Here is a 14,419-nt window from a genome sequence, read left to right on the forward strand (position 1 = left end):
CTACCTCCCGGCCAAGGCCATCGTCATCAGGACGTCGGCCGACGAACCGTGACTTTCCAGCCGAACCCACACGTAGGGATCGCAGCGCTCGTGCTGCATGCGGACCTTCCTGAGTGACCGCGCGATTCGGGCGACCGTGGCAGCGCCCGTGTCGACATCGCAGACGCTGCCACGCAAGGCGGGCAACTGCGCACCGGCGCTTGTGTACACATTGACCAGGTGCGGAAGCGATTCATCGGAGACCAGGAGCGGCTCAACCACCCACTTGGTCAGCCGCGAGAGCGCGCGGACCGCGTGCCCGGGAATCGGTGCCGTGCAGGCCACCTGGAGTTCGTGGCGCTTGCGGTCAGCCGCCACCGGCACGATCCCCAGCGTCCTGACGGTGTGGTGCGACAGGCCTCCGGGTTGGTGTGCCACGACGTCCGGATCAACCGAGGTGAGATAGCGCACGCCGGCCTGTGTCGCCAGCGCCTTGAGGAGGTCTTCGGGCGTGACCAGCCCGAGCGACTTGAGGGTCTGACCAAACGGCACGCCGCTACGGCGCTGCAGGTCGAGCGCCTGCGCGATGGAGTCGCTCGACAGTCCCACTTGCCGCGTGAGCAGAGTGCCGAGCTTGATGGGCAGCCAGCTCTGGATCCACGCCGGCTCGACCGGCGGCAGTTTGGCCAGCCGATCCCGCACGGTGATCTCGACGCACCGGGTCGAGCAGTACCATCGCTGGTCGATGGACACGCCAAACGCTCCGTAGGCGACGAGAAACGCCGGGCTCCGGTGCCCGCAGCCATCACGCGCGCAGCGTGTCATGTCCATCCTCTGGCATGGCGGCGCTCGTGCCGCCGGCATTTCTCAGCAACATGCGGAGCCGGGCTTCTCCTTCTGAGACACCCGCGCTGGCGGCCATGTCGGCCACGGAACGTCCCCGGCTGGCGGCCGTCACAATGCGCCGCGTCGTGACCTTGCTCGACACGGGCCGAGGTGGTGTGGCCGACAGCTTGCCGAGTTCGTTGCTGAGCAGCGTGAACCCCGATTCCGACGTGTCCACGAGCAGCGCGAGACCCTGCGTGCATCGGGTGAGCCGCTCTTCCATGCGCGTAAGGCTTCCCATCGAGCGGACCAGGCGCCACAACAGCCAGCCCTGCACCGCACAGACGACCACCAGCAGCGAAACAGCGTAGATCACGCGGCTCTCTCCTTCGTGTCCTAGTTGCCCGGACCCATCGATCGGATGCGCTCCTGGGCGCTCATCACCTCGGTCACGCGCACACCGTAATTGCCCGACACGACGACCACTTCCCCTCTGGCCACCACGATGTTGTTGACCATCACCTCGACAGGGTCTTCTGGCTGTCGCTCGAGGTCGACCGTGGTGCCGGGTCCGAGCTTCGACAACGCCTGCAGCGTCATGTTGGTCCAGCCGAAGCGCACCCACAGCGGAAGCTCCATGTCGAGAATGAGTTCGAGATTGGGCGGCACGCCTGGGCCGGTCGGACTGTCGCCGCGGCCGGACGAGGGCGCGGGCTGGCTGGGCGCGGCATTCGGGACGGGCCCTGGCACGGCGGCCTGGACAACGGTCAGCGCACTCGACAGCCCGGCCTTGAGTACCAGATCACCTACGGAAATCCCGACCCAACTGGCGTGTGCGGGCGCTGACGCCTGCGAGGTCGCGGGCTCGTCGGCCGACAACCGCACGCCCTCGAGTTCGGGCTTGATGTTCAGCGATCCGGCGATCTGCTTGGCGATTTCCTGCAGATTGTCGATGATTGCATCGTCGGGTGGACCATCCTCGAATCCAAGCACCTTGGAGGTCAGCCGCCCGGCATCATCAGCGGGAATCAACAGTGTCGCGGTGCCTTGGAGCGTGCCCTGAACAGCGAATCGCAGCGCCCAGACCGCCGACGATGGCGCCGCGTCCTGCCGCACGCGCGATTCGCCCCCGAGCAAGGTCGCGATGACGGTGCCCAACTCTTCGGCGATGGCCTGCGCCAGGATCTGTTCGGTCACCTTACGCCCCCTGCGGTCCGGTCGTCTCTGACAGCCTGCCTGGACCGCTGGTGATCATCACGGCAGCCTGTGTGCCGTTCCGCATCAGCCGGCCCGTGTACTTCGTGCTGTCTGCCACCCGGACCCTCACAGGATGTGATGCCGGTTTACCGAGCGAGAGCACGTCTCCTGGCTGGAGCAGCAGCAACTCGCGTGCCGGAAGCGACGAGTCCATGGCGACGGTGACCGGCAGCCTAATGCGGCCCAGCGTCTGGACGAGTTGCCGGCGTTGGGTGGGTGTCGGCTCGCGCTTCGCCCGGTACCAGTTCTGCACGAAACTGTCGCCGATCATCTCGATCACGGAGGCCGGCAGGCAGAAGTTGATAATGCCCCTGGCGTCGCAGATCTTCACGTCGAAGACCATGATGAGCACGGTCTCGTTGGGCGCCGCCACCTGAAGCATCTGCGGCCTGGTGTCGCGCCCGGAGATCTTGAAGTGCACGTCCTGGACGCTGCGCCACGTATCGGTGAGGTTCTCGAGGACGAGCTTCATGATGCCGTCGACGACGTTTTGTTCAATCTCGGTGAGCGCCCGCGACAGGTGCAGGCCGTGGCCGCTGCCGCCGAGCATGCGATCGACCATCGAAAAGGCGATGGCCGGGTTGATTTCAATGGCCGCGACCCCGTCAAGCGGCGCCATCGACACGGCGTAGAACGCGGTCGGATCGGGCACCGACATCAGGAATTCCGCGTACGTCAGCTGTTCGACCGACAGGCTCGACACTTCAGTGACCGCGCGCAGGTACGCCGAAAGCGACCCTGAGACGTTGCGCGCGAACCGATCGTGGAGCAACTGCAACGAGCGGATGTGTTCTTTCGACACCCGGTCGGGCCGGCGGAAATCGTAGCTGACCGAACTGGTCGCCGCCGGGCCGGGATCCGCTATCGGCTGCTCTTTCCGCAGCACGCTGGCCGATCCCATCAGGAGGTCGATTTCTTCCTGGGTGAGAATCTTGGCCATCAGTGCGCCTTGCTCTTGTTGAGTCCGTCTTTGAGTGACGACCGCAACCGCGAAATCGCGAGCGACCGCAACTGCGACACCCGTGACTCGCACACGCCCAGCACCTCGCCGATCTCCGCCATCGTCAGCTCTTCTTCGTAATACAGGGCGATGACCTGCCGCTCCCGTTCGGGCAGCTCGCCAATCGCGGAGGCGAGCAACGCGCGCAACTCGCGTCGCTGCAGCCTGATTTCCGGCCCCTCGTCGGGGTCGACGCAGACATCGAGCAGGGGTGCGTGGTCGGAGCCGTACTCGTCCAGTTGCCGCACCTGCGCGACCTCGAGCATCCGCAACTGCTCGAAGGCCTCGCCGTACTGCTCCTCGGTCATGCCGAGCGCGCTGGCAATCTCGGCTTCGGATGGCTCGTGGCCAAGCGTCAAACGAAGCTGGGCAATGGTGCCATCGACGTGGCGGCGCAGCTTGCGCAGCGAACGGGGCGCCGTGTCCATGCCCCGCAGTTCGTCGAGCATGGCGCCCTGCACGCGTCGGCGCGCGAACGCATCGAACGGCACCCCGGTTGATGCCTGATAGCGCCCGGCCGCCTCGATCAGCCCAAGCACGCCGATACTGACCAGGTCGGCCACATCCACCTGGGGAGGGAGCCGTCTCGCGAGGCGCTGGGCCATCGCCTTCACGAGTCCGATGTGCGCGACGACAAGCCGGTCGCGCTCAGTCTGGCTGCCGGCGTAGGTGTTCATGCGCACCGCAGGGCCTCCATTCGGAGGGGCGTGGTGGGGGAAGCGACGCGCGGCGTCGACACCACGCGAAGACCAGGACCGCCGTGGCGCATCCCGGAGAGGCGGCACGCCAGCGTCCGGAAGCAGCGGCTCGACGGCGCCTGCGGCACGTGGTCGACGACCGGGCGCTGCACGAGCACCGCATCCCGCAACGTCTGGTCGTGGACGATGTGGCCGTAGTACTGGAGCCCGCGCTGGAGAAACCGGGTCGACGCGATGTCGAGCTGCGTGTGGACAAGCCGGGCATCGTCAACATCCCTGGCGTCGTTGACGACCAGACCAATCTCCAGGCCGGCGTCGTGTTTGGTCAGCAGCTTGAGCATCGCGTAGGCATCAACCACCGCGGTCGGATCAACCGATGTCACGATGAGCGCCAGCTGGGCGCCGCGCACGGTCTCGATCACGTTGTTAGAGATGCCGGCCGCCGTATCGATCAGCAGGAAGTCGCAACTGTCACCGAGTTCCTGGAGCGCGTCGGTCAGCCGCTTGCGCTGCCGCGGGGTCAGCGCCGCCAGCTCGCGGATGCCCGAACTGGCCGGGATGACCTGAATGCCGAGCGGCCCGCGGACCATGATCTCGGAGAGCGTCCGTTCGCCGGTCAGCAGGTGCCCGATGTGGAACGGCGGCGCCAGTCCGAGCAGCACGTCGACGTTGCCAAGACCGAAGTCCGCGTCGAGCACGACCACCCGGTGGCGCAGTCGCGCCAGCGCGACGGCAAGATTGACGACGACGTTCGTCTTGCCAACGCCACCTTTGCCACTCGTCACGGCGATGGTCACCGGGCCGTGCGACGGAGATGTCGTCGATGCACTCATGCAGTCCTCGCGTCGAGAAACGGCGACTCGCCGAGCACGAGCCCGGCGAGATTGATGCCCGTGGCGCGGTCCAGGTCTTCCGGAACGCGCTGCCCTGTGCCCAGGTACGAAACGGGAAGGCGCTCGTCCCGCAGCACCTTCACGATCGGAGACAGCGTCTCGATCTGGTCGATGCGGGTCAGGGCGATCCGGTGCGGCTTCGCGCACCGGTACTCGTCGATGGTGCGGCTGATGTCCTTCGCGGCAGTCGCGGCCGACACGACCAGATGCGTCCGCACATCGTTGCGGGCACGCAGCATCGAGAACAGTTCCTGCGCCACCTCGTCGCGCGGAGACCGGCCAGCCGTGTCGACAAGCACGCCCGTGGTGCCGCGCGTTGGCATGAGCGCCTGATGGAGTTCCTCGGCTGTGCGGGCGACCTTGAACGGCGCACCGACAATGTCGGCATAGAGGCGCAGTTGCTCAATGGCACCGACGCGGTAACCGTCGGCCGACACCAGCGTCAGCCGCTCACCGTGCGTGGCGCGCTGCTGGGCCGCGATCTTCGCGATGGTCGTGGTCTTGCCAACGCCCGGAGGGCCAACAAACACCTCGACAGGCCGGTACCCTTCGTCGGCGGCAGCGTACGGAATCAGGCACTCGCCAAGGGCCTTGCGGATACCCGCGGCCGAAACCCCTCGGCGTCCCGCGGCCGGAATCGCGGCTGCCACCTCGGTGGCGAGATCCCGGTCGAGGCCGGTCGCCGCCAGCAGGGCCACGATCTCGCTGTCTGGGACGGTTGATTGACGGCTGGGAGATTCGAGTGGTCGGCTGTCCGACACTTTTCTCTCGGCAGCGGCCTGAAGCTCGACCACCCGGGAGCCGAACCAGCCCTTCCATCCATCGGACGGCACCAGCCGCGTCGCCAGGACCAGGGCGTTCGGACCAAGCTCCTCGCGTGCTTGCGCGAGCAGGTCACGAACCGAAGTTCCGCGATATGTCTTGAGATACATATCAGTCGAGCACCGCCACCGGCGCAACCTTCACGTGCGCCGGAACCTCCGTATGCGACAGCACCCCAACATGTGGCAGAACTCGTGAGAACAGCCGCCACAGGTGCGGTCTCAATCCTGCCGAACAAAGAAGCACGGGTTGTGCCATCGCGGATTCGATCGCCCGGCCGATCTTGGCGGCGAGGTTCTGGGCCTCTCTGGGGTCGATCGCCAGAACCGGCCCCTGTTCGGTTCGGACCAGCGACGCCATCAGCCGTTCCTCGAGCGTCGGAGCCAGAGAAATCGTCGGAAGTTCGCCGCGTTCGTTCTGGTACTGCTTGCAGATGGCCCGGCCAAGGGCCGCCCTGGCCGCCTCGGTCATCAGGTCCGTATCCTTGGAGACGACGGCGACATCGGCCACGGCCTCGAGGATCGTGGCGAGATCCTTGGCGGGCACCCGTTCGCGTAGCAGTTGCCGCAGTACGCGCTGGATTTCGCCCAGCGACAGGATCTTCGGAACGACGTCTTCCACCAGCTTTGGCGCCGACTGCGCCAACCGGTCGACCATCTCCTTGACCTGCTGACGGCCGAGCAGGTCTGGCAGGAACGCCCGGATCGTCTCCGACACGTGCGTCGACAGGGCGGTCGTCGCGTCAACCACCGTGTAGCCGGCTGTTGACGCGCGATCGCGATGGTCTGCGTTGATCCACCAGGCTGGCAGGCCGAAGGCCGGCTCGCGGGTCTGGATGCCGTCGAGTGTGCCCGTTGCGGTCCCCGGGTTGATGGCGAGGACGCGGTCAGGGTAGAGTTCGCCGCGCGCCACCTCGATGCCTTTGACCAGAATGTTATAGGCGCGCGGAGCCAGTTGCAGGTTGTCCGCGATGTGTACCGGCGGCACCACCACGCCCGACTCGGAGGCGATCTGGCGCCGGATGCCTTTCAACCGCGACAGCAGCGTTCCGCCCTGCTGCTCGTCGACAATCGACACCAGGGCGTATCCGACTTCCACGGCCAGCGGATCAACGTTGACGGCCGACTCGATGGAATCGGATGGAGGAGCGACGTCGGCTGCGGCGTCTGGCTTCTGTTCGATGGCCTTCCGGTTGGCCATCGCCGCCGCGGCGAGGATGAAGGCGACGATCCAGAATGGAAGTTTCGGCAGCCCGGGCACCAGCCCAATGGCAAACAGCACGCCGGCCCCAACCGCCAGCGGGCGCGAACTGCTCAACAACTGCTGGGCCACGTCTTCGCCCAGGTCGGACTCGCTCGAGGCGCGCGTGGTCACCAGCGCGCCCGACATCGACACGAGCAACGCCGGGATGGCCGTCACCAGTCCCTCGCCGACCGTCAGGATCGTGTACGTCGTCAGCGCGGTCTTGAGCGGCAGTCCGTGCTGCAGGACGCCGATGAGGAGGCCGGCCACGATGTTGATGAAGGTGATAAGGAGCGCCGCCAGCGCGTCGCGCTGCGTGAACCGGATCGCGCCGTCCATTGATCCGTAGAAATCTGCTTCACGGCGAATCCGTTCGCGCCGGGAGCTGGCTTCGTGCTCGTCGATGAGGCCGGCGTTCAGGTCGGCATCAATCGCCATTTGACGGCCGGGCATCGCGTCCAGGGTAAACCTGGCAGTCACTTCTGAAATGCGCGAGGCGCCGTGGTTGATGACGAGAAACTGGATCGCAATCAGGACAAGGAAGACGACGATACCGACAACAAAATTGGCGCCGACGACAAACTGGCCGAACGCCATGATGACCTGGCCGGCCGCGCCGGTGCCCTCCGCCCCGTTCAGCAGGATGAGGCGGGTGCCCGCGACGTTCAGCGACAATCGCAACATCGTGAGCAACAGGAGCAGGGAAGGGAACGCCGAGAACTCGATGGGCTGCCTGACGTAGATGGCGGTCAGCAGCAGCACGACGCCGAGCCCGATGTCGACCGAGAGCAGCAGGTCGAGCATGAACGGCGGCAGGGGGATGATCATCAACCCGACCGACGCGATGATGGCTGCCGGGCCCACCATCTGGGCCACGCGTTTCATCTGGCCTGCCATGTTGCGTTTTGCCATAGTTACGCTCGCCCTCTCACGGCTAGAGAATCAACTGCTTCAGGCGGATGAGGTACGCCAGCACCTCGGCGACCGCATCGAACAGCGAGCCTGGAATCAGGTCGCCCACATCGACGCTCTTGTAGAGGGCCTGCGCTAGCGGGGGGTTCTCGACAATGGGCACACCGTGTTCGCGCGCAATCGCCTTGATGCGCTGCGCCACGAGGTTCTTGCCCTTGGCGAGCACCCGTGGCGCGGGCATCGTGCCACGGTGGTACTCGAGCGCCATCGCAAAGTGGGTCGGGTTGGTGATGACCACCGTCGCGCGCGGCACGGCCGCCATCATGCGCTGCCGGAACATCATGCGTTGGATGCGACGAATCCGCCCCCGGGTTTCGGGGTTGCCTTCCGACTGCCGATTCTCGTCTTTGACTTCCTGCTTGGTCATGCGGTTGTTCCGCTTGAACCTCCACCGCTGGTAGCCGTAGTCGGCCGCGCCGAGCGCCAGCAACACGACGGCCACCTTCCAGAACATCCCCATGGCGATCTCCCAGCCGGCCGCAACCGCGGGAGCGACGCCAATGCGCGCCAGCGTGGCGCCGTTCATCACGAAGGCGTGGATCGTCTGCCAGCCGATCGTCACCAGTGCGGCCGACACCACTATCGCTTTGAGCAGTTCGTAGCCGCCCTGCGAAAGTCCCAGCCGCTTGATCCCGTTGGCCGGATTCAGGCTGCCCCAGTTGAACGTGATGGCCTCGGTCGCCAGCACGAATCCTTTCTGCGACGCCACCTGGACGGCCACGACACTGAGGGCTGACGCGCACGCCAGCGGACCGCAGATCAGCACGAGTTGCACCACGGCGTCGATGACCATCTGGCCAATCGTGCTGCCGTCAATCGGCGCCAGGGGCGAGGTGCCGACGCGGACAAGCGAATGCTTGACGGCTCCCTTGAGCGTCCCAGCCATGCTGCTGCCGAGCCCGCTGAGCACCATCACTGCAGCGAGAAACGAGGCCGCCTGCAAAAGATCCTTGCTAAGAGGGAGTTGTCCCTTCTTGCGGAGGTCGCCCAGGCGTTTTCCGCTTGGTGGTTCGGTGCGGTCGGTCGCCATCTCTCCAGTCCACTCCTAGCGAACGGCCCCGACCAGCCGCCATGCGGCCGCGAGCACGCTCGGCGCATGCCTCGCCACCGCTTCCGGGACGACGTGAATCCCGAACGCGAGCACCAGCAACCCGACCGACAGGCGCACGGGAAATCCAATCACCATGAGGTTGAGCGCGGGCGCCGCCCGCGACACCAGGCCCATCACGAGTTCGACCAGCAGCAGCGCGATGATCACGGGCATGGACAATTGCGTCCCGAGCACGAACACGATCCCCAGCAGTTGCGTCACGCTGCCCGCGATGGCGTCCTGCGCGCCCCAGTGGCCAGGCGGCAGCGTCGTGTAGGACTGCACCAGCGTGCGGATCAGGGCCAGGTGGCCGTTGATGCCGAAAAAGGTGATGGTGGCCAGCGTGCCGTAGAGCGACGCGATCAGGTTGTTGCGCACGCCGCTCTGGGGATCGACAATGGCGGCATACGACAGGCCGATCTGAAAACCCACAACGTGGCCTGCAAATTCCGCGGCCCCGATGAGCGCGTGCACCGCGAGTGCGAGCGCAAGCCCGACCACCGCCTCGCCCGCGACCATCACCGCCAGGCCCAGCGGCGGAAGATTCGGTGGCACCTGTACGAGCGGGACCAGGATGAGGCCGAGAATCGCCGTCAGGGCAACGCGCACCGGCGGCGGCACGAACGCACCGCCAAAAAGCGGCGTGGCCACGATGAGGACACCGGGCCGGACCATCAGCACGCCAAACGCGGCGAGCGGAACGGCCTCGTTCACCGAATGATCTCCGGGAGATTGGTCAGGAGCTGACGCGTGAACCCGCTCGCCAGGCGCAGCATCCACGGGAAGGTCAGCGCGAACACGGCGAAAATCGCGAGCGCGCGCGGAATGAAGGCGAGCACACTATCGTGAATCGACGTGACGGTCTGGAGCACGCTGACCAGCACGCCGGCGATCATGCCCGCCATCAGAATCGGCAGGGCCAACACGAATGCCACTTCGATGGCCTGGCGCGTGACGCCGACGACAAGTGCTTCAGGCAAGACCCCTCCTTCGCAGCTCGTGGTGCAAGTCCGTCTGCATTCGGCCGGCGCTGCATCCGGGCGCATCACCGGTCTCGGCCCTCGACAAGCTCGGGACGCCCTGAGCCTGTCGAAGGGCGGTGCGACGACGCACTTCCACCACGGACTGCTACACGAAACTGCGCACGAGCGATTTCACGACCAGCGACCACCCATCGACCGTCACGAACAGGACCAGCTTGAAGGGCAGCGAGATCATGGCAGGCGGCAACTGCATCATGCCCATCGACAGCAGGCTGGTCGACACGACCAGATCAATGAGCAGGAACGGCACGAACACGAAAAACCCCATCTGGAAGCCGGTCTTGATCTCCGACATCACGTAGGCCGGAATCACGACGCGCATCGGCAGCAGCTCAGGCTTGGCCGGCCGCGGCATCTTGGACAGTTCCAGGAACATCACCAGGTCGCTCTCGCGCGTCTGCCGCAGCATGAAGTCACGCAGCGGCGGCGTCGCACGATCGATGGCCTCCAGCGTCGTGATCTTCCCCGCCATCGCGGGCTGCACCGCTCGATCGTTGATGGCCGCGCCGACCGGCGCCATGATGAACATCGTGAGGAAAAGAGCCAATCCAACCAGGATCTGATTCGACGGCACTTCCTGCGTGCCCATCGCCTGCCGCAGAAAGTGAAACACGATGACGATTCTGGTAAACGAGGTCATCGTCATCAGAATCGCCGGCACGAAGCTGAGCAACGTCAGCAGGACGACGACCTGGATCGGCGCCGAGATGGTGCCGATGCCATCCATCGTCATTTCCATGCGCTGGGGCGGCTGTTGCGCGAAGCTCGGTGTCGCGCAGCACAGGAGCGCGGCGGCGACGAGCGCAACACACAGGATCCGTTTCATGACTGGCCCGCCACCGGGCCGCTCGACCGACCGTCGAGGACGCGCTCGAAAGGCGCCGGCCCTTCGCCAAGTTCGGTCAGCAGGGTCACCTGCGTCGGCGTCAGTCCGATCAGGAGGCGCCGCCCTTCAACCGACACGATGGCGAGCGAGCGCCGCTCACCCAGTTGGAGCGTGCTGTGAACGGCGAGTGGGCCCTTGGTGGACTGGCCGGGCAGCGTGATGACGCCGCGGCGCAGCAGCCAGGCGAGAAGGCCGATGACGCCGAGCACGACCACCAGACCAATGAACGCGCGGATGAGCCCGCCGCCGTCGATCCCGAAGGACGGGTCTGGAGCCTGCGCGAGAGCCAGCATCAGCGTCATCACACCTCGACCTCGGGCAGCTGATCCGGAGAGGTGTCGGTCAGGCGAATCGAGGTGCTGTCATCAACCATCACCACCTCGCCTTTGGCCAGCAGCACATCCTCGACGCAGACGTGCAGGTCGTCGCCGATCGGCTGCGTCAGGCGGATGATGCTGTGTTGCCTGAGCGCCAGGCACTCGCGAACGGTGATGCGCCGGGTCCCGAGCCGGATGTTGACCTTGCACACCACGTCCATCAGTCCCGGAAACGGCGACTGGGTATCGACCGGGGCAGCCGACGCGGCCTCTGGTTCAGAACTGGACGACAAAATCGGAGAAGAGGACATCGCGCACTTCTGTTTTCTGTTTGAGGGCCGAAACCTGTTCCACGAGCGCTTTCTTGAGCTGAGCCTTCCCCTCCACGGTGACGAGGGTGTCGGCCGACTGCGTGGCCAGCACTTCGAGAATCGCGGAACGCATCCTGGCCTTGGCGACTTCGCTCTCCTGGAGCAACTTGGCGTCTTCTTCCGACCCGACCAGCAGCTTCAGCGTGACCCGGAGATACGTCTGGCCACTGCCGCCAGCCAGGTTGACCAGGAACGGCTCGAACGACACGACGCCGGCCGGGTGCGTCTCGGCCGCTTCAGCCACGCCGTGACCTTCGCCGGCGGCGCCCCCAGCCGCCGGCGCGGGAGGTGCGGGGCGCAACTTCCAGTAGGCGGCGGCGCCACCTCCGGCGAGCACCAGGACGCCAATGACGATGCCGAGAATCAGGCCGAACTTGCCCTTCTTCTTGGACGCGTTGGGCGCGGGCTTCTTGTCCGGGGCAGCGGCTCCCGGTTTCTGGGCTGCGGTCGCGGCGGCGGGTTTCGATTCGTCCATGAGTCATCCCGATTGGGCCTCTAGAGAGGCGTGTCGTACCTCAAAGAGCAAGGAAGATGCCGACCTGAGAACGGCGCAAACCATTCAGCTACTGGGGATTCTCGGGGTTGGACGGAGGACGGGCGGTCGACTGGCCGAACAGACGTGCCGGTCAGCCGACCATTGGACGAAGATGAGGATGGGCCTAGATCCGCGACTCGAACTGGGTGGTCGGCAATCGGCGCTTCGGGTACGCCCGCGGCTCGGGCTGGTACATGTCACCCTCCCGGTTGTCGCGCGGCCGGCCATCCGGGTCGACCGACAGCCGCTCAAGCGTCAGCCCCGATTCCTTGAGACCGGTCCTCAGATCCTGCTGGTGCTGCTCAATCCAGGCACGAACCAAGGGCGAATCCGAGCGGAGCGTCGCCGACACGGCCCCTGATTCGACGCGCAGCGCGACGGTCAATTCGCCCAGATGTTCCGGTCTGAGCCGCAACTGGACTTCGCCGCCTCCCTGGCTCCACTGGAGCTTCATCACGCGGACAATCGAATGCGTCAATGAGCCGGACTCGGTCGTGGGCTCGGGAATGGTCTCGCCAGACCGAACCGCAGTCGAAGTCGAAGGTGTGGTGGCCAGTGAGCCTCCAACGCCGGTTGACGCGCCCGGACCAACCGGCAACCCGAACGGCTGGGCTGGTCGCGCCGATCCTTCCCGGGTGGGATTGCGGTCCGCCGACCGATCTAGGCTTGCGTCCCCACCGCGCGGATCCGTCCCGGCTGCAGCTAGTTGCACCTGCTGAATGATGTCCTGAGACAACCTTGCCGCTTTGGCGAGTTCGTTTCGTGCCCAGATCGGCGATTCGATCGGCTCCTGATGGGCGATCTGGAAGGGCGTCTTCCCAGCCTCGGCGACGCCTGCCTGGCTCGTAGTCTGCTCTGCGCCCTGCGCGGGGACCGCGACGGTCCCGGAATCGGCCACGAATGCCAGCGGGCCGGAAACCAGGCGCGGCTCGTTGCCTGCGGTCACTGGCCGGGCGGTCGATGGTCTGACATCTAAATTGAGGAACCTGGCGAGTGACGCCCGAATGCCCGCGGCCATCGACTCGGCACTCCCGCCACCGGCCTGCGCCACACCTTCGGGCACGGCGGCGCCGAGCAACGAAAACGTGCCGCTGGGCGGCACATCCCCGAGGCTGGACCCGAGCTGCCCCGTGGAGGCACGGGAAAGTTCGCCGGTCGTCTGAATCTGGCGCGGCGCCGGCCCGCTCGCCAAGATGGGATTCGAGAACGGGTTGGCGCTGTCGCCGGCCAACGTACTGGTCAGGGCCGCCTCAAGAACACCGGTCGTGCCGGCCGGCGGAGAGTTGCCACGTCCGGGCGCCGATTCCTGAGCGTTTGCAGCGAGCTCAGTAATGTCGTCGCGAGCCATTCCCTGAGATGCCGCGGTCGACGCAATATCCGGAACTCCTGGCGTTGCGGCTCCCGACGCCGCGCGGTGCCCGAACCGCCCCGCGAAGGCACGGGCGAATTCGCCGGTCGTCCGAGTCTGGCGCGGAGCCGGCCCGCTCGCCGAGGGGGCCGTCGAAAACTGGTTGGCGCTATCACCGGCCAACGTGCCGGTCGGGGACGCGTCGAGAGTTCCGATTGTCCCGGCTGGCGAGACGACGCCACTTCCGGGCGCCGATTGCTGAGCGTTTCCAGCGAGTTCATTGATGTCCTCGCGAGCCATTCCGTGAGATGCCACGATCGAGGCCACGTCCGGAAGCCCTGGCGTCGGGGCTCCAGGCATCGCACCGGTCCCGCTCGCTCCTTCGACACCTGCGTGCTGGTCCTGTTGTTCTGAGGCGTTCTGGCCGTCGAGGCCCTGAGCTTCGTCCGACAGGTGATTGGCGGTCGTCGTCGCACACGGCGGAACGTCGGCGGGTAGTGCGTCAACCTGAACAGCAGCCGCGAAGGGCGTCTGGTTTTCTTTGTGATGGGCTTGCGCGTTCTTGATCGGTTCGTCGGCAGCGACTGATGCGGTGGCTGTTCCCTGAGAGGCGTCGGCAATTGCCGCAGCCTCTCCGATCTGGCTCGATGCCCGCGGATCTGGAATCACTCCGCCGACATCATTGGGGCGGATGTGTGCGCCACCCGCGACCCCGCGCCTGCCGCCGCCGGCTGCGGCTCGCGCCATCGCGAGAACATCGCCAATCGTCCAGGAACCGGTGGCCGCCCTGTGATCATCCTCCGGCAGACCGTCTCCACGCGGAGTCGGCCCGCCTGCGTCCTGTCGGGCGTCAGCGGCCGCGCCGTCTTTGCCAAGAGGCGGCGCGTTCTTGAGCGCCGCGCCGTCCAAGGCGTCCTCCAGTGCCGATCCGAACGAGGCTTTGGAAGGCGAGGTGCGCGCTCCGAAAGGAGCCGCGCAGCCCTCACCTCCGACCGACACAGCGATCATGCCAGCGTCAAATGTTGTGTCCACGGCGCTAGAACCCCACGACGTTCTTCGATTCACCGATCCGCTCAACGACCTCGTCACTCAGGACGTAGTGCTGAGCGAGCAATTCTCACCGGATCGGCTCGCACGACGA

At 66.0% G+C, this 14,419-nt stretch carries 16 protein-coding genes; all 16 read right to left on the reverse strand.

From position 1 onward, the window contains the following. A complete protein-coding gene (locus NT151_02185) occupies positions 1-804 on the reverse strand; it encodes a hypothetical protein (GenBank protein ID MCX6537736.1) in 804 nt (267 codons plus the stop codon). Continuing rightward, positions 785-1,180 carry a hypothetical protein gene (locus tag NT151_02190; GenBank protein ID MCX6537737.1) on the reverse strand — a complete coding sequence of 132 codons (396 nt, stop codon included), beginning with the start codon at positions 1,178-1,180 and terminating at the stop codon, positions 785-787. Before NT151_02190 ends, NT151_02185 begins: the two co-directional genes overlap by 20 nt. A 20-nt stretch (positions 1,181-1,200) precedes the next feature. Next, positions 1,201-2,001, reverse strand: coding sequence for a FliM/FliN family flagellar motor switch protein (locus NT151_02195; GenBank protein ID MCX6537738.1), 801 nt, complete (start codon positions 1,999-2,001; stop codon positions 1,201-1,203). Position 2,002: 1 nt separating this feature from the next. Further along, positions 2,003-3,001, reverse strand: coding sequence for a flagellar motor switch protein FliM (gene fliM / locus NT151_02200; protein MCX6537739.1), 999 nt, complete (start codon positions 2,999-3,001; stop codon positions 2,003-2,005). Continuing rightward, positions 3,001-3,738, reverse strand: a complete 738-nt coding sequence (locus NT151_02205; GenBank protein MCX6537740.1) for a FliA/WhiG family RNA polymerase sigma factor — start codon at positions 3,736-3,738, stop codon at positions 3,001-3,003. Before NT151_02205 ends, fliM begins: the two co-directional genes overlap by 1 nt. Continuing rightward, entirely contained in the window at positions 3,735-4,592 is an 858-nt protein-coding gene (locus tag NT151_02210; protein ID MCX6537741.1) for a MinD/ParA family protein, read from the reverse strand. Before NT151_02210 ends, NT151_02205 begins: the two co-directional genes overlap by 4 nt. Then, positions 4,589-5,584, reverse strand: coding sequence for a hypothetical protein (locus NT151_02215; GenBank protein MCX6537742.1), 996 nt, complete (start codon positions 5,582-5,584; stop codon positions 4,589-4,591). Before NT151_02215 ends, NT151_02210 begins: the two co-directional genes overlap by 4 nt. Position 5,585: 1 nt before the next feature. After that, positions 5,586-7,628, reverse strand: coding sequence for a flagellar biosynthesis protein FlhA (gene flhA, locus NT151_02220; protein ID MCX6537743.1), 2,043 nt, complete (start codon positions 7,626-7,628; stop codon positions 5,586-5,588). 22 nt (positions 7,629-7,650) lie between these two features. Then, on the reverse strand, positions 7,651-8,718 hold the full coding sequence (locus tag NT151_02225) for an EscU/YscU/HrcU family type III secretion system export apparatus switch protein (protein MCX6537744.1): 1,068 nt from the start codon (positions 8,716-8,718) through the stop codon (positions 7,651-7,653). A gap of 15 nt (positions 8,719-8,733) precedes the next feature. Continuing rightward, complete coding sequence (gene fliR / locus NT151_02230) at positions 8,734-9,492, reverse strand: flagellar biosynthetic protein FliR (GenBank protein ID MCX6537745.1); 759 nt, start codon at positions 9,490-9,492, stop codon at positions 8,734-8,736. Further along, positions 9,489-9,758: a flagellar biosynthetic protein FliQ gene (locus tag NT151_02235; protein ID MCX6537746.1), complete on the reverse strand. Its 270-nt coding sequence runs from the start codon at positions 9,756-9,758 to the stop codon at positions 9,489-9,491. The genes fliR and NT151_02235 overlap by 4 nt, the downstream gene beginning before the upstream one ends. Positions 9,759-9,906: 148 nt before the next feature. Further along, on the reverse strand, positions 9,907-10,647 hold the full coding sequence (gene fliP, locus NT151_02240) for a flagellar type III secretion system pore protein FliP (GenBank protein ID MCX6537747.1): 741 nt from the start codon (positions 10,645-10,647) through the stop codon (positions 9,907-9,909). After that, on the reverse strand, positions 10,644-11,009 hold the full coding sequence (locus tag NT151_02245) for a flagellar biosynthetic protein FliO (GenBank protein MCX6537748.1): 366 nt from the start codon (positions 11,007-11,009) through the stop codon (positions 10,644-10,646). The genes fliP and NT151_02245 overlap by 4 nt, the downstream gene beginning before the upstream one ends. Further along, positions 11,009-11,335: a FliM/FliN family flagellar motor C-terminal domain-containing protein gene (locus NT151_02250; protein ID MCX6537749.1), complete on the reverse strand. Its 327-nt coding sequence runs from the start codon at positions 11,333-11,335 to the stop codon at positions 11,009-11,011. The genes NT151_02245 and NT151_02250 overlap by 1 nt, the downstream gene beginning before the upstream one ends. After that, positions 11,301-11,870, reverse strand: coding sequence for a flagellar basal body-associated FliL family protein (locus NT151_02255; GenBank protein MCX6537750.1), 570 nt, complete (start codon positions 11,868-11,870; stop codon positions 11,301-11,303). Before NT151_02255 ends, NT151_02250 begins: the two co-directional genes overlap by 35 nt. A gap of 184 nt (positions 11,871-12,054) precedes the next feature. Beyond that, entirely contained in the window at positions 12,055-14,286 is a 2,232-nt protein-coding gene (locus tag NT151_02260) for a flagellar hook-length control protein FliK (GenBank protein ID MCX6537751.1), read from the reverse strand. Between the last annotated feature and the right edge of the window lie 133 nt (positions 14,287-14,419).

It is taken from the genome of Acidobacteriota bacterium, assembly GCA_026393675.1.
In the GTDB taxonomy this organism is placed as follows: Bacteria; Acidobacteriota; Vicinamibacteria; order Vicinamibacterales; family JAKQTR01; genus JBAXOX01.